At 73.9% G+C, this 15,497-nt stretch carries 12 protein-coding genes; 8 read left to right on the top strand and 4 right to left on the bottom strand.

From position 1 onward, the window contains the following. Window positions 1-6 precede the first annotated feature (6 nt). The 4 genes from J4G33_RS03770 to J4G33_RS03755 are packed head-to-tail and all read right to left on the bottom strand — an operon-like array spanning window position 7 to window position 4,229. Complete coding sequence (locus tag J4G33_RS03770; protein ID WP_372434948.1) at window positions 7-1,098, bottom strand: AAA family ATPase; 1,092 nt, start codon at window positions 1,096-1,098, stop codon at window positions 7-9. Then, entirely contained in the window at window positions 1,095-2,342 is a 1,248-nt protein-coding gene (locus J4G33_RS03765; RefSeq protein WP_243758381.1) for a DUF4350 domain-containing protein, read from the bottom strand. The genes J4G33_RS03770 and J4G33_RS03765 overlap by 4 nt, the downstream gene beginning before the upstream one ends. Next, on the bottom strand, window positions 2,339-3,037 hold the full coding sequence (locus J4G33_RS03760; protein WP_307793715.1) for a DUF4129 domain-containing protein: 699 nt from the start codon (window positions 3,035-3,037) through the stop codon (window positions 2,339-2,341). The genes J4G33_RS03765 and J4G33_RS03760 overlap by 4 nt, the downstream gene beginning before the upstream one ends. Next, window positions 3,030-4,229, bottom strand: a complete 1,200-nt coding sequence (locus tag J4G33_RS03755) for a DUF7847 domain-containing protein (RefSeq protein WP_208054519.1) — start codon at window positions 4,227-4,229, stop codon at window positions 3,030-3,032. Before J4G33_RS03755 ends, J4G33_RS03760 begins: the two co-directional genes overlap by 8 nt. A gap of 182 nt (window positions 4,230-4,411) precedes the next feature. Between J4G33_RS03755 and mtrA the strand changes: the two genes are divergently transcribed. The 8 genes from mtrA to secA all read left to right on the top strand — a co-directional run bounded on the left by mtrA (window position 4,412) and on the right by secA (window position 15,492). Beyond that, complete coding sequence (gene mtrA / locus J4G33_RS03750) at window positions 4,412-5,095, top strand: MtrAB system response regulator MtrA (protein ID WP_208054518.1); 684 nt, start codon at window positions 4,412-4,414, stop codon at window positions 5,093-5,095. 16 nt (window positions 5,096-5,111) lie between these two features. Beyond that, complete coding sequence (mtrB, locus tag J4G33_RS03745) at window positions 5,112-6,800, top strand: MtrAB system histidine kinase MtrB (RefSeq protein WP_307793714.1); 1,689 nt, start codon at window positions 5,112-5,114, stop codon at window positions 6,798-6,800. Then, window positions 6,797-8,494, top strand: coding sequence for an LpqB family beta-propeller domain-containing protein (locus J4G33_RS03740; protein WP_208054517.1), 1,698 nt, complete (start codon window positions 6,797-6,799; stop codon window positions 8,492-8,494). Before mtrB ends, J4G33_RS03740 begins: the two co-directional genes overlap by 4 nt. 54 nt (window positions 8,495-8,548) lie before the next feature. Then, a complete protein-coding gene (locus tag J4G33_RS03735; RefSeq protein ID WP_307793712.1) occupies window positions 8,549-9,316 on the top strand; it encodes a ComF family protein in 768 nt (255 codons plus the stop codon). 187 nt (window positions 9,317-9,503) lie between these two features. Further along, entirely contained in the window at window positions 9,504-10,133 is a 630-nt protein-coding gene (gene hpf / locus J4G33_RS03730) for a ribosome hibernation-promoting factor, HPF/YfiA family (protein WP_208054516.1), read from the top strand. Between the two features lie 123 nt (window positions 10,134-10,256). Beyond that, complete coding sequence (locus J4G33_RS03725; protein ID WP_208054515.1) at window positions 10,257-11,525, top strand: winged helix-turn-helix domain-containing protein; 1,269 nt, start codon at window positions 10,257-10,259, stop codon at window positions 11,523-11,525. A gap of 2 nt (window positions 11,526-11,527) precedes the next feature. Further along, window positions 11,528-12,616, top strand: a complete 1,089-nt coding sequence (locus J4G33_RS03720; protein ID WP_208054514.1) for a DMT family transporter — start codon at window positions 11,528-11,530, stop codon at window positions 12,614-12,616. Window positions 12,617-12,633: 17 nt separating this feature from the next. Beyond that, window positions 12,634-15,492 carry a preprotein translocase subunit SecA gene (gene secA / locus J4G33_RS03715; RefSeq protein ID WP_208054513.1) on the top strand — a complete coding sequence of 953 codons (2,859 nt, stop codon included), beginning with the start codon at window positions 12,634-12,636 and terminating at the stop codon, window positions 15,490-15,492. Window positions 15,493-15,497: the final 5 nt, after the last annotated feature.

Below are 15,497 nucleotides of genomic sequence, written 5' to 3'. Positions count from 1 at the left end.
AGCCCTTCAGCGCGGCACCGGCACGGCGGCGAGCACGGTGTCGAGCACGCTCTCGGCCGTGACGCCCTCGAGCTCGGCCTCCGGGCGCAGCTGGACGCGGTGGCGCAGCGTCGGGTGCGCCAGCGCCTTGATGTCGTCGGGGGTGACGTAGCCGCGCCCCGAGAGCCAGGCCCAGGCCCGCGAGGTGGCCAGCAGGGCGGTCGCGCCACGGGGGGAGACGCCCAGGGACAGGGACGGGGACTGGCGCGTCGCACGGCACACGTCGACCGCGTAGCCCAGGACCTCGTCGGAGATCTGCACCTGGGCGACCTCGGCGCGGGCACGGGCGAGCTGGTGCGCGTCGCTCACCGCGCGCAGGCCCGCTGCGGCCAGGTCCCGGGGGTCGAACCCGCGGGAGTGCCGCCGCAGCACCTCGATCTCGTGGTCGCGCTCAGGCAGCGGCAGCGTCAGCTTGAGCAGGAAGCGGTCCAGCTGCGCCTCGGGCAGGGGGTAGGTGCCCTCGTACTCGACGGGGTTCTGGGTCGCGATCACGAGGAACGGGTCGGGCAGGGGCTTGGGCAGGCCGTCCACCGAGACCTGGCGCTCCTCCATGGCCTCGAGCAGCGAGGCCTGGGTCTTGGGAGGCGTGCGGTTGATCTCGTCCGCGAGGAGCAGGTTGGTGAAGACCGGCCCCTCCCGGAAGGAGAACTGCGCCGTGCTGGCGTCGTAGACCAGGGACCCGGTGACGTCACCGGGCATGAGGTCAGGGGTGAACTGGACGCGCTTGGTGTCCAGGTCGAGAGCGGCGCTCAACGTCCGCACGAGGAGGGTCTTGGCCACGCCCGGCACGCCTTCGAGGAGCACGTGGCCGCGGCACAGGAGGGCGATGACCAGTCCGGTGACCGCGGCGTCCTGCCCGACGACGGCCTTCGCGACCTCGGCACGCAGCTCCGCGAGCCCTTCGCGCAGCTCGGCCGAGGGCGTGATCGCGCCCTCGACAGGCGGTGCGGCAGGGACCGGGGGCGTCTCGGCGGGGCCCGGGGCTACCGGCGGGTTCCCTGCGGCGCTCGGGTCCTCTGCCGCGGGGGCGGGGGGCTGCTGCCAGGTGGGTTCGGTCACGTGCGGTGAACCTCGCTCTCGAGCTCGTCGAGCTGTCGGGCCAGCTGGAGCAGCCCGGCGTCGTCGGTGGGTGGTGGTCCGTAGAGCAGGCCGGCGACCTGCTCCCTGCTACGCCCGGTGGCCCGGGTCAAGGCGTCGATCACGGCCGGCGCGCCCGCGGTGCGAGGCAGTCCCACACGGGCTGCCAGGCGCCGCGCCGTACCGGCCCGCAGCGCCGCCGCGGCGTGCCCCCGGGACCGGGAGCGACGGTACAGCCGAGCGCGCCCGAGGGTGGCCTCGGCCGCGCGGACGGTGACCGGCAGCGGCTCGGTCACGACCCGCCCCAGGGCTCGGGACCGCCACAGCATCAGCACGACCACGACGAGGGCCAGCTGGGCGGCGACCGGCCCGGCCCAGGCGGGCAGCAGCTCGCCAGCGGCGGGGCCGGTCGTGGCCTCGCTGGTGTCGCCGTAGGTGGGTACCCACCAGGTCAGCTGTTCGTGACGACCGAGGGTGTGCAGCACGAGCGCGGCGTTGCCGTCCTCGGTGAGCCGGTCGTTCGTGGTGATCGAGGCGTCGTCCAGGACGGTGACGCGGCGGTCACCGTCGTCCAGGACGGCGTAGGCCCCGGTTCCGGGCTCGTCGGTGGGGAAGCAGACGACGACGGCGGGGTCGACGGCGACCACCCCGGAGCCGCCGCTGCGGACCTGGCCGGCTGCCTGGGCTGCCGGGTCGTCGCACTCGGCCGCCCGCACCGTCTCCGTGCCGAGCCAGCCCAGGTCCATCGCGCCGTCGGTCACCGCGTCCAGCACCCACCAGTCGGGGTCGAGCAGCACGACGTCGGCCTCGCTCTCGGAGAGGGCCTCGACCTGGCCGTCGTCGAGCAGGAAGGTGCTCGTCACGACGAGGGTCGTCCCGGCCGCCGCGCGCCGCAGGGCCTCGGCCGAGGTCCGCACCATCGTCACCTCGACCCCCTGGTCGCCCAGGATCTCGGCCGCCGCGCGCGCTCCGCCGCCCGCGGGGTTGTCCGGGGCGAGGGGGACCTCGGAGGTCCGCGGCTGCAGGACTGCTGCGAGCGAGCCGACGACCACGATCAGGCCGAGGACCGCGAGGGGCCAGCGTGCGCGGCGCCAGCGCGACCGGGCCCGCGAGGCGCCCGTCGTGCCGTCGCCGACGACCACGGGGGCTGCGGAGGAGGTCACCCGGGTGGCGGCGGCCGCCTGGGAGGGCTGCGTGGGTGGGGGAGGGGCGAGGAGCTGGCTCATGTGAGGGCCTCCTCGCGGTCGGGGCTTGCCGCGCCGGGCATGACCGGTCGGGTCGCGGCCACCGCCTCGTCGACCTCGCGCAGCCAGGCGTCCTCCTCGGACCGGGCCTCGGCATGGCCGTAGCAGACGTCGTCGAAGAGTCGGCCGGCACGGCGGAGGTCGCCGGCGCAGGTGGGCAACCGGTCCGCGGCCTCGGCCGAGGCCTCGTGGGCGGTGCGGCCCGGGCGCTCGTCGAGCAGAGCGCGGTCCTCGAGGGAGCGGAGCAAGGCTCGGAAGCGGTCCAGCACGGCCTCGGCCCACATGCCCTGCGCGGCATGGGCATCGGCGCTGGCCCGCAGCTCGGCAGCGCTCCGCGTGTCGTCCACGAAGACCGTCGCCGAACCGCGCCCTGCGGCGCGCGCCCGGCGGACCGGACCGGCCACCACGAGTGCGACGAGAGCACCCACGACCACGACCGCGACGATGATCAGCGCCGCGGCACGCGCGTCCAGACCGGTCGCGGCCGTCTCGATCCCGGCGAGCTGCTCGACGAGCCACTCGAGCGCGAGCTCGAGCAGGCTCGGCCGCTCGTGGTAGACGGGGTCGGAGAGCTCGGTCACGGCCCAGCGGCGCGCGGTCTCGGCGTCGGGCTCGACCGGGACGTCGCGCAGCGCGGACGGCAGTGCCCCCAGGGCGGTGCGCAGCACCTCAGGCACGCCCCCCCGCCCCGGTCGCGGCCTCGGCAGCGGCGCTCTCGGCGGCACGGGCGAGCTCGACGTCGAGACCCTCGCGACGGATCCGCAGGTCGATGTACAGCAGGGCGACGACCGAGGCCAGGAACGGGGTGGTCAGGACCGAGGCCAGGATCGCGGCCACGGCCGTGATCGCGAGCGAGACCCCACCCATGGGGTCGAGCTGCATGACGACCGGCACCATGGCCGCGGGGTACACGATGATCCCGGCGACCGTCGCCACGATGATGGTGACGAGCAGGTAGATGCCCAGCAGGCGCCAGAAGCTCCCGCGGGAGAGCTCCCAGCCTCGCTTCAGCCCCGCGACCACCCGCTGCTCCTCGAGCATCAGGGCCGGGGTCGCGAGGAGGGTCCGCACGCTGATCCACAGGCTCCACACGAGCACCCCGACGCCGCCGACCAGCAGGACGACGAACATCGGCCCCCACTGCTCGGCCACGGCGAGGGCCACCACGATCCCGAGCCAGACCGCCGGGACCACGAGGAGCAGCAGCATGACGAGCAGGGTGAGCAGGAGCAGCCGCCAGAGCTGGGGCCGCACCCGGTGCCAGGCGTCGGCGAGGGAGACGCGCTGGCCGATCACCGAGCGGCTGACGGAGACGATCAGCAGACCGGTCAGGAGGGTCGTGGACACCAGGGACACGACCAGGGACAGGGCCGAGCCGCCCAGCAGCCCGACGGCGTCGCCCAGGAGCATGTCGGCCTGCTGGTCGACCGGGGCGCTCAGGGAGTCCCCCAGGAACCCGAAGCTGTACCACTGGACGAGCGTCTCGAGGAGCACCGAGAGGGTCACGACGATCGCGCTGACCCCGAACATGACCCGCGGGTTGTCCCGGATCGAGCGGAAGGCGCCGTCGAAGATCTCGCCCATCCCCAGCGGACGCAGCGGGACGATCCCGCGCTGGACCGGCGGCGGGCGGTAGCCGGGGGCCGCGCCGGGCTGCCCGTACTGCGCCTGCCCGTACTGCCCCTGCCCGTACTGACCCTGCGGGGGCTGGCCGTACTGACCCTGCCCGTAGGCCGGGGCGGGGGGCGCCGGGGTCGGCTGCTCGTTCCCGGAGGTGCCCTGACCCGCCGGGCCGTAGCCCGGCTGCTGCGAGGAGCCCGGCCCCCATCCCTGGGGTGGCTGCTGCCCGGGCTGGTTCGGGTCGGTCACTGTGCTCCCCTGCCGTCCTGGAGTGGTGTCGGTCCGCCGCGGACGACGGCCTCGCGGTCGGTCCCCGGCGCGCCCCATCGTGCCACGCCTCGCCCCCACGACGAGGTCTCGGGGCGTCGTCCTGGGAAGGTCCCCGGCGCGCGCGGCGTCCTGCCGGGCTCCGGGGATGACACCATGGGGCCATGAAGGGTCGAATCCTCGTGGTGGACGACGACGTCGCGCTCGCCGAGATGATCGGCATCGTGCTGCGGTCCGAGGGCTTCGAGCCCTCCTTCTGCGCGCACGGGGACGAGGCGCTGGCCGCGTTCCGGACGCACCAGCCCGACCTCGTGCTCCTCGACCTCATGCTCCCCGGCAAGGACGGCACCGAGATCTGCCGGCTGATCCGCGCCGAGTCGGGGGTCCCCGTCGTCATGCTCACCGCGAAGAGCGACACGGTCGACGTCGTCCTGGGCCTGGAGTCGGGGGCCGACGACTACATCTCCAAGCCGTTCAAGCCCAAGGAGCTCATCGCGCGGGTGCGCACGCGGCTGCGTCGGACCGACGAGCCCACCCCCGAGCACCTCACCATCGGCGACCTCGAGATCGACGTGACGGGGCACCGTGTCACCCGTGCGGGGGAGCTGATCCCCCTGACCCCGCTCGAGTTCGACCTGCTCGTCGCCCTCGCCCGCAAGCCCTGGCAGGTCTTCACCCGTGAGGTGCTGCTCGAGCGCGTGTGGGGCTACCGGCACGCGGCCGACACCCGGCTGGTCAACGTCCACGTCCAGCGTCTGCGCTCGAAGATCGAGCACGACCCCGAGCGGCCCGAGATCGTCGTGACCGTGCGCGGTGTGGGCTACAAGGCGGGCACCGGCCCGTCGTGAACGGGACGGCTCGGCCGTGATCACGGTGGCCAGGACGCGTCGCTGGGCGCTGCGGCTCCGTCTCCGGCTCCAGCGGGCGGGGCGGGCGGCGTGGACCGCCTGGCGCTCGTCGCTGCAGCTGCGCGTCCTGACCTCGACCCTGGTGGCCGGCCTGGTCACGGTGGGCCTGCTGGGGGGCTACCTCGCGGACAGCATCCGGGACGGGCTGTTCGAGCAGCGCCTGACCGAGGTCCTCGAGGAGAGCGCCCGCTCCACGACCCAGGCCCGCACCACCTTCGACGCGGCCCCCGCGGTCACCGGGGGAGAGGTCCAGGAGCTCTTCCTGAGCCTGGTCCGTGAGCTCCAGGTCGGTGCCTCGAGCCAGCCCGAGGTCTTCCTGCGTCGCTCTCCGGGCACCCCGCGGCTCAACGGCGTCAACGACCTGTCGACCCGCCCCGAGGTCGGCGCCCTCATCACCCCCGACATGCGCGAGGCCGTGCGCGGCTCCGACGTCCAACGCTGGGTCTCGGTCGCCGTGCCGGACGCCGAGTCCGACGACGAGCACCCCGGCCTGCTGATCGGCTCGACCGTGACCGTGCCCGCCGCCGGCCAGTACGAGCTCTACTACCTGTACGACCTCGAGTCCGAGCAGCAGACCCTCGCCTTCGTCCAGCAGACCCTCGCGATCGCGGGCCTGGGCCTCGTGGGCCTGCTCGGAGTCATGACCTGGCTCGTCACCTGGCAGGCCGTGCAGCCCGTGCGCACGGCCGCTCGCGTCGCCGAGCGCCTCGCCGACGGCAACCTCGGCGAACGCATGACGGTGCGCGGGATGGACGAGATGGCCACCCTGGCGCGCTCCTTCAACGAGATGGCCGAGAGCCTCGAGGACCAGATCTTCCGCATGGAGCAGCTCTCGGACCTGCAGCGGCGGTTCGTCTCGGACGTCTCGCACGAGCTCCGCACCCCGCTCACCACCGTGCGGATGGCGGCCGAGGTGATCCACGCCTCGCGTGAGGAGCTCGACCCGGCCGCCCGCCGCTCGGCCGAGCTGCTGACCACCCAGCTCGACCGGTTCGAGGCCCTGCTCGCCGACCTGCTCGAGATCAGCCGGTTCGACGCCGGGGCGGCCATGCTCGACGCCGAGGCCCAGGACGTCGGCGAGGTCGTGACCCTCGTGGTCGAGCAGGCGAGCATGCTCGCCGAGCGCCGGGGCGTGTGGCTCACGGTCGACCTGCCCGAGCGGCCCGCGGTCGCCGACGTCGACCCGCGCCGGGTCGAGCGCATCCTGCGCAACCTCGTGGTCAACGCGATCGAGCACGCTGACGGCAAGCCGGTCGAGATCCGGGTCGCAGCCGACAGCAGGGCGCTGGCCGTGACCGTGCGGGACCACGGCGTCGGCATGACGGCGGAGGCTGCCGAGCACGTCTTCGACAGGTTCTGGCGCGCGGATCCCGCCCGGGCACGGACCACGGGGGGGACCGGCCTGGGCCTGGCGATCTCGATCGAGGACGCCCGGCTGCACGGTGGCTGGCTGGAGGTCTGGGGCCGGCCCGACCGCGGCGCGTGCTTCCGCCTGACCCTGCCGCGGCGCGCAGGCATCACCCTCTCCGGGTCGCCGCTGCCCCTCGAGCCACCCCGCGAGGAGGACGAGCCCGAGCCGCCGGTCAGCAGCAGCCCCGCCCTGGACCCGACCTCGGTGCCCGATCTCGACAGGATGGAGGCATGATGCGGCGGTCCCTGCGCCGGTCCTTGCGCTGCGCCACGGCTGTCGTCGCGGCCGTCGCCGTCGTGGCGAGCTGCGCCGTCATCCCGACCTCGGGGCCGATCGGCACCGGCGAGGTCGAGCTCACCGAACCGGCGTCGGCGATCCCGCTGGCCGACGACCCCGAGCCCGATGCGGAGCCCGAGGCGATCGTCCGGGGCTTCCTGGACGCGGGCGCAGCGGGGCTCTACGACGAGTTCACCGTCGCGCGGAAGTTCCTCACCGGCCCGGCCTCGGCCAGGTGGAGCCCGCGCTCGCGGGTCCTGGTCTACTCGGACGACGGGGGCGGGATCCAGACCGAGCTGCGCGGCGACGACAGCGTGATGGTCACGGTCCCGGTCGAGGCCACGGTCGACGCGAGTGGCTCCTACGTCGAGGCGGTGCCCGGCTCGCGCGAGGAGCTCGTCTTCGACCTCGTGCGCGACGCCGGTGGCCAGTGGCGGATCTCCCGCCTGGACGACGGCGTGCTCATGCTCCCGGCGGTCTTCGGCGCCGTCTACCGGCGCACGCCGCTCTACTTCGCGACCCCCGACCAGTCCCAGCTCGTGCCCGACGTCCGGTGGTTCCCGACCCGGAGCACCGCGACCTACGCGGTCTCCGAGCTGCTCGCCGGCCCGGCGCCCTGGCTGCGCGACGCTGTGGTCTCGGGTGCCCCGGAGGACGCCGCGCTGAGCACCGCCGCCGTCGCGGTGACCGACGGCGTCGCCTCGGTCGACCTGCGCGCCGACACCAGGGTCGCCGATGCGGACCGCGACCTCCTCCAGAGCCAGCTCGAGACGACCCTCGGGCGCGTCCCGGCGACCGAGGTCGTGGTCACCGTCGCCGGACTCGCCTGGGAGCACGAGAGCCTCCCGGCCCTGGATCGCGACGTGGCCCCCGAGCGGGGGCCCTACGTGCTGAGCGAGGGGCGGCTGGCCGTGGTCGAGCGCGGCGAGGTCGTCCCCCTCGAGGACGCCCCGGCGCTGACGGGTCTGGACGCGAACAGCCCCGCGGTGAGCCTCGACGACTCGGTGCGGGTCGTCCTGGACGGGGACGACCGGTTGATGCTGCTGCCGACCGACGGCTCGGCCCCCGTCGAGCTGCTCGAGGGCGAGGAGCTGCTCCCGCCCTCGGTGGACAGGTTCGGCTGGGTGTGGACGGGGGAGCAGGAGAGCACCGCATCGCTGACCGCCGTCGCCCCGACCGGGGAGGACGTCGTCGTCGGGGCCGAGTGGCTCGAGGGGCGCGAGGTGCGGTCGATCCGGGTCTCGCGGGACGGCGTCCGGATCGCCGTGGTGTCGGTCGGTGGCGGCGAGCGGGGCACGACGGTCGACGTCGCGAGCGTGGTCCGCGACGAGGACGGCACCCCGCGCCTGGTCGGGGAACGGACACCGGTGGGCGCGGTGCTGACCGACGCCTGGGAGGTCGCCTGGGTCGACGAGGCCACCGTGGCGGTCCTGGGCACGAGCGCCTCCGCCGTCGACCCGACGGTGCACACCGTGCCCCTCGGGGGACCGACGACGACCCTCTCCCTGGTGGACGAGACCGTCGGCATCGCCTCGGGCCGCGGGGACCGGGCGCTCTACGTCGCGGTGGCCGACGGCGCGCTCTACTCGCGGCAGAACGTCAGCTGGGTCAGGGTCGCGACCGACGTGAGCGATCCCGTCTTCCCCGGCTGAGACCGGGCCTGTGGACGGCCCCCGCGAGGCGGGCGCCCCGGGCAGGGTGGTGCCGTGCGGAGGTCGGGGGGTGAGGTCGCCGAGCTGCTCCGTCTCGGGGCGGTCGGCCTGGCTCGACTCGTCCTGCCCGTCCAGTGCCCCGGGTGCGGGGTCTGGGACCAGCCCCTGTGCCCGCCCTGCGAGCGGCTCCTGCGGGGCTGCCTGGGCGACGGACCGGTGCGCCGGTGCGAGCAGCACGTGCCCCGGCTGGACCGGATGGACGGGACCACGCCGCTGCCGGTCTGGGTCGCGACCGACTACGCCGGCCCGGTGCGGGGGGTGGTCGTGGCCTGGAAGGACCGGGGGCGGACCGACCTCTCCCGACCGCTGGGTCGTGCGGCGACGGACCTGGGCAGGGGCGTCGCGGCCGACCTCGCCACGGCGACGGCGGGGGAGCCCGTCCGTGTGGTGCCGGTCCCGTCGACGGCACGCGCCCGGCGCCGGCGCGGTGAGGACCTGGTCGGCGGCCTGGCAGCGGCGGTGGCCCGGGGGCTGACGGAGCAGGGGGTGCCCGCGCATCCGGTGCCCCGCCTGTCCCGTCGTGGGGGCGGGCGGGACCAGGTCGGGCTCGGCGCGCGGGCGCGCGACGTCAACACCGCGGGGGCCTGGCGGCTGCGACCCGGGTACGCGGAGGACCGGCGTGCACCGCACCTCCTGGTCGACGACGTCGTCACCACCGGGAGCACCCTGGCCGGCTGCGAGCGTGCTCTGTCCGGTTCGGGTGCACTCGTCCTGGGCGCCGTGGTCCTCGCGGCGACTCCACCCCCGACACGGGACCTCTAGCGTTTCCCACGGGCGTTCCGGGGGACTAGCGTCTGGTCATGGAGCACCGGACCGAGGCCGCGCGAGGACGCCAGCCGATCGTGCCGTGCTCCGGTCTCCTGAGGAGGTGGTGCTCCTCGTCCGCCCGGTGAGGGCGTGCCCAGCAGTCCATCGGACGGCGTCGCCGTCCCACCAGTAGGAGGTCAGCATGGAGATCGTCGTCGTCGGACGTCACGTCGAGGTTCCCGACCGGTTCCGCCGCCACGTGGAGGACAAGCTCTCCAAGGTCACCCAGCTCGCTCCCCGCGCCCAGCGGGTCGACGTCGAGCTCACCCACGAGCGCAACCCCAGGCAGTCGGAGGTGTCCGAGCGGGTCGAGCTGACCGTCCGTGGCAAGGGCCCCGTGATCAGGGCCGAGGCCAGCGCCGACGACGAGTACGCGGCGCTCGACGTCGCGACCACCAAGCTCCTCGAGAGGCTGCGCCGTGCTCGTGACCGCAGCAAGGACCACCACCGCGGCCCGACGGCGCCCCCCGTCGACGTGCTCCCGCCCGAGCCCGAGCCGACGCCTGAGCCCGAGCCCGCCCCGCCAGCCCTCGGCGAGGCGGTCGAGTCGACCTGGGGCGACTCTCCCGTGGTCATCCGCGAGAAGATGCACCAGGCCCTCCCGATGACCCTCGACGACGCCCTGTACGAGATGGAGATGGTCGGGCACGACTTCTACCTCTTCATCGACGCCGAGACGGCGCTCCCCTCGGTCGCCTACCGGCGCCGGGGCTGGAGCTACGGCGTGATCCGGCTCGACGCCCCGGTGGCCACGACGGCGCACGCAGTCTGAGCCCCGTCGGACGGCGGTCGAGGCAGGCACACGGTCCCTGCGTCGGCCGCCGTCCGACGTCTGCCGGGCCGGGCGCACGGACCCGTCGGGCCCGTGTCGGTGGGACGCGCCAGGATGGTCACCATGCCGCCCGCCCTCGCACCACCGGACGCCGGGGCCTCGCTCACCCTCGAGCAGGCCAGGCGGGTCGCGCTGCGCGCCCAGGGCCTCGACCGGCCCCGCGTCTCGGGCGGCCGCCCGACGATGCGCGGGTTCCAGCAGGTCGTCGACCGGCTCGGGCTGCTGCAGATCGACTCCGTCAACGTCCTGGCCAGGGCGCACCTCATGCCCGCCTACTCCAGGCTCGGGGCCTACGACACCGGGCTGCTCGACCGCGCCGCGGGGCGCGCACCGAGGCGCTTGGTCGAGTGCTGGGCCCACGAGGCCTCCTTCGTCGCCCCGCGGACCTACCGGTTGCAGGGGTGGCGGCAGCGGGCCTACCGCGACCAGGCCTGGGGCACCATCCGCGAGGTCCCGCTGCAGCACGCCGCGGTGCTCGCCGAGATCCGTGCCCTGGTGACGGCCGAGGGCCCGGTCACGGCCCGTGACGTGCACGCCCGGTACGAGGCCGAGCACCCGCGTCGGCGGACCGACTGGGGGTGGAACTGGACGGTCGCCAAGCGCGTGCTCGAGTTCCTGTTCTTCACCGGAGAGCTCACGGCTGCCCGGCGCAACGCGGCCTTCGAGCGCTGCTACGACCTGACCGAGCGCGTCCTGCCGGCCGAGGTCCTGGCGCAGCCCGAGCCCAGCGAGCAGGACGCGATCCGCGAGCTCGTCGCCATGGCGGCCCGCGCCCACGGGGTCGGGACGCCGCACTGCTTCGCGGACTACTTCCGGGTCAAGCGACCTGCCGCGGTCCGGACGGCGGTCGTGGACCTCGTCGAGGAGGGGGAGCTCCTGCCGGTGAGCGTCGAGGGCTGGGATCGTCCTGCCTACCTGCACCGCGACGCCACCCTGCCGCGGCGTGCCTCGGGGCGGGCCCTGCTGAGCCCCTTCGACCCCCTGGTCTTCGAGCGCCGCCGGCTCGAGGAGCTGTTCGGCATGCGGTACCGGATCGAGATCTACGTGCCTGCCCACCGTCGGGTGCACGGGTACTACGTGCTGCCCTTCCTGCTCGGCTCCCGGATGGCCGCGCGCGTGGACCTGCGGGCCGACCGGGCGGCCGGGGTCCTCGAGGTGCGGTCGGCCTTCGCCGAGCCCGGTTCTGGTCACGAGACCGGTGTGGTCGTCGCCGAGCTCGCTGCCGAGCTCGAGGAGATGGCTTCCTGGCTGTCCCTGGGCCACGTGCGCGTGCTCCCCGAGGCGCCCGGGGACCTCGCCGGGTCCCTGGCGACCCACCTGGCGGAGAGCTGACGGTGAGCGCCGGGGGCGCCGGGCTCGGCCCGCCGGTGGCTGAGGGGACGGGTCGGGGCACCGGCTTCACCCTCGTCCTCCTCGGCGCTGTCCTGTGGGGGACGGGTGGGGTCACGGGGGCGAGCCTCGGCGAGGCCGGCGACCTGCCCCCGGTCGCGGTGGCCTCGGTCCGCCTGGGAGTCGGCGGCGTCGCACTGCTCGCCCTCCTCGCCCTGCTGCGGGCCGTCCGGGGGCGGACGGCCCGGCCGGTGCCCCTGCTGCCACGGACCCGCCAGGCCGTGGGCCGGGTCGCCCTGGTGGGGCTCCTCGCGGCGGGGTACCAGGCCGCCTACTTCGCGGCCGTCGACCTGACCTCTGTCTCCGTCGCGACCTTCGTCGCCCTCGGCGCGGCCCCCGTGCTCGTCGCGCTCTCGACGGCCCTGAGGCGACGGCGGCCGCCCTCCGCGCGGGTCCTGATCTCCCTCGCGCTCGCCCTCGTCGGGCTGGGGCTGCTGACCGGTGCCGGTGGTCCCTCGGAGCGCGCGTCGGGGGTGGGCCTGACCCTCGCGCTCGGCGCGGCCTCCTGCTTCGCCCTGCTGACCCTGGTCAACCGGCGCGGCGTGCCCGGGCTGGGCCCGCTCGCGATGACGGGCGCGTCCTTCACGGTCGGCGGGGTGCTCCTGGCCCCCGTGGCCGTGCTCGGGGTGGTGGTGGCGGGCCCGCGTGAGGGGCTCGTGCTGGACGCGGGCGGCGCAGGTGCTGGCGGGGGGCGCCTCGTGCTCCTCGTGCTCTTCCTCGGCCTGGTGCCGACGGCGCTCGCCTACGCGGCCTACTTCAGCGGGCTGCGCACGGTCCCCGCGACCACCGCGAGCCTCGTCGCACTCCTCGAGCCCGTGACGGCGGCGGTGATCGCAGCCGTCCTGCTGGGCGAGCGGCTCGGTCCCGCGGGCGTCCTCGGGGGCCTCGTCCTGGGACTCGCCGTGATCGCGGTGCGTCCCCGCCCCCTTCCTGGTGGCCGACTCGCCTACGATGGTCGTCGGTCTGTGCTGAACCCGCGCCGCACCGGCGCGCCCACCCGGCCCGACCCGCCGCCGTCCGGCGCGGGAAGCTGACGAGTCTGGAGCTATTCGTGCCCTCGATCCTCGACAAGGTCCTGCGCATCGGCGAGGGCCGGATCGTCAAGAAGCTCACCGGCCTGGCTCACCAGGTCAACGCCCTCGAGGACAGCTTCACCTCCCTGAGCGACGCGGAGCTGCGCGAGGAGACCGACCGGTTCCGCGCCCGTCTGGCCGAGGGCGAGACCACCGACGACCTGCTGCCCGAGGCCTTCGCCGCCGTGCGCGAGGCAGCCCGGCGCACCCTCGGGCACCGCCACTTCGACGTCCAGCTCATGGGCGGGGCGGCGCTGCACCTGGGCAACATCGCCGAGATGAAGACCGGTGAGGGCAAGACCCTCGTCGCGACGGCCCCGGCCTACCTCAACGCCCTGAGCGGCAAGGGCGTGCACGTCGTCACGGTCAACGACTACCTCGCCCGCTACCAGAGCGACCTCATGGGCCGCGTGTTCCGGGTCCTCGGCCTCACGACCGGCTGCATCGTCTCGGGGCAGAAGCCCGACGAGCGCCGCGCCGAGTACGCCGCGGACATCACCTACGGCACCAACAACGAGTTCGGCTTCGACTACCTGCGCGACAACATGGCGTGGAAGCCCGAGGAGCTCGTCCAGCGTGGCCACCACTTCGCCATCGTCGACGAGGTCGACTCGATCCTCATCGACGAGGCTCGGACCCCGCTGATCATCTCGGGCCCCGCCTCGGGGGACTCGAACAAGTGGTACGGAGAGTTCGCGAAGGTCGTCCGTCGGCTCACGGTCGACGTCGACTACGAGGTCGACGAGAAGAAGCGCACGGTCGGTGTGCTCGAGCCGGGCATCGCCAAGGTCGAGGACCACCTCGGCATCGAGAACCTCTACGAGTCGCTCAACACGCCGCTGATCGGCTTCCTCAACAACGCGATCAAGGCCAAGGAGCTCTTCAAGCGCGACAAGGACTACGTCGTCATCAAGGGCGAGGTTCTCATCGTCGACGAGCACACGGGTCGCATGCTGCCCGGGCGCCGCTACAACGAGGGCATGCACCAGGCGATCGAGGCCAAGGAGGGGGTGGCCATCAAGGCCGAGAACCAGACCCTCGCCACGATCACCCTGCAGAACTACTTCCGGCTGTACGACAAGCTCGCTGGCATGACCGGTACGGCCCAGACCGAGGCCGCCGAGTTCCAGAGCACGTACTCCCTCGGCGTCGTGCCGATCCCCACCAACCGGGACATGCAGCGCATCGACCAGCCCGACCTCGTCTACAAGAACGAGGAGGGCAAGTTCGCCGCGGTGGTCGCGGACATCGTCGAGCGGCACGCCGCCGGGCAGCCCGTCCTGGTGGGCACCACGAGCGTGGAGAAGAGCGAGCTGCTCTCGGGCCTGCTCCGCAAGCAGGGCGTCCCGCACGAGGTCCTCAACGCCAAGCAGCACGCGCGTGAGGCCGCGATCGTGGCCCAGGCCGGGCGCAAGGGGGCTGTGACGGTCGCGACCAACATGGCCGGCCGTGGCACCGACATCATGCTCGGCGGCAACGCCGAGTTCATGGCGGTCGACGCCCTCGCGAGCCAGGGGCTGGACCCGGCCGAGCAGCCCGAGGAGTACGAGGCCGCGTGGCCCGCGGCCCTCGCCGCGGCCACCGAGGCCGTCGCGGCCGAGCACGAGGAGGTCGTCGACCTCGGTGGGCTCTACGTGCTCGGCACCGAGCGCCACGAGTCACGACGGATCGACAACCAGCTGCGTGGGCGGTCCGGCCGCCAGGGTGACCCGGGCGAGTCCCGCTTCTACCTGTCGATGGCCGACGACCTCATGCGTCTGTTCAACTCGGGCCTCGCCGAGACCATGATGAACCGCGCCGGGTTCCCGGACGACATGCCCCTCGAGTCCAAGATGGTGACCCGGGGCATCCAGAGCGCCCAGTCACAGGTCGAGGGCCGCAACTTCGAGATCCGCAAGAACGTCCTCAAGTACGACGACGTGCTCTCCCGCCAGCGCACCGTGATCTACGACGAGCGGCGCCGCGTCCTGGAGGGCGAGGACCTGCGCGATCAGATCCAGCACTTCCAGGACGACGTGCTCACCGCCTACGTCGACGGGGCCACCGGCGAGGGCAGCCCCGAGCTGTGGGACCTCGACGCGCTGTGGACGGCGCTCAAGGCCGTGTACCCGGTCTCGATCACCGTCGAGGAGGTCGTGGCCGAGGTCGGCGACCAGGCGAAGCTCACGCGCGAGGTGCTCCTCGAGGAGGTCCTCTCCGACGCCCGGCACGCGTACCAGTCGCGTGAGGACCTCATCGGTGAGGACAACATGCGCAACCTCGAGCGGCGCGTCGTCCTGTCGGTGCTCGACCGCAAGTGGCGTGAGCACCTGTACGAGATGGACTACCTCAAGGACGGCATCGGCCTGCGCGCGATGGCCCAGCGTGACCCGCTGGTCGAGTACCAGCGCGAGGGGTTCCAGCTGTTCGGCGCGATGACTGAGGCGATCAAGGAGGAGTCGGTCACCTACCTGCACAACCTCGAGGTGAAGGTCGCCGAGCCCACCGTTCCGGGGGCAGCCACGGCGAGCGAGGCGGACGGGGCAGCGGCGGCGCCGACGGCCGGGGGAGCGTCGGCAGCCCCGGCGGGCGGGGGCTCCGCCGCCCCGAGCGCGGGCGCGCCGACCCTCATCGCTCAGGGGCTGGACGGCCCCGAGCGGCAGGTCCCGCTGCAGTACTCGGCCCCGACCCTCGACGGCGACGCGTCCGGGGCGCCGGCGAGCGCCACGGTCGAGGCGGTGGCCGCCGACAAGGACGGGCAGACCTTCCCGGGGACGGCGCGCAACGCCCAGTGCCCGTGCGGCTCGGGCAAGAAGTACAAGGTCTGCCACGGCCGGAACGACCCCGAGGTGCAGTAGGGCGC

Origin of the sequence: Actinotalea soli (genome assembly GCF_017565425.1) — a bacterium.
GTDB classification, from domain to species: Bacteria; Actinomycetota; Actinomycetes; order Actinomycetales; family Cellulomonadaceae; genus Actinotalea; species Actinotalea soli.
The sequence above is the reverse complement of the archived record's forward strand: the minus strand, read 5'-3'. Positions and strand labels throughout refer to the sequence as shown.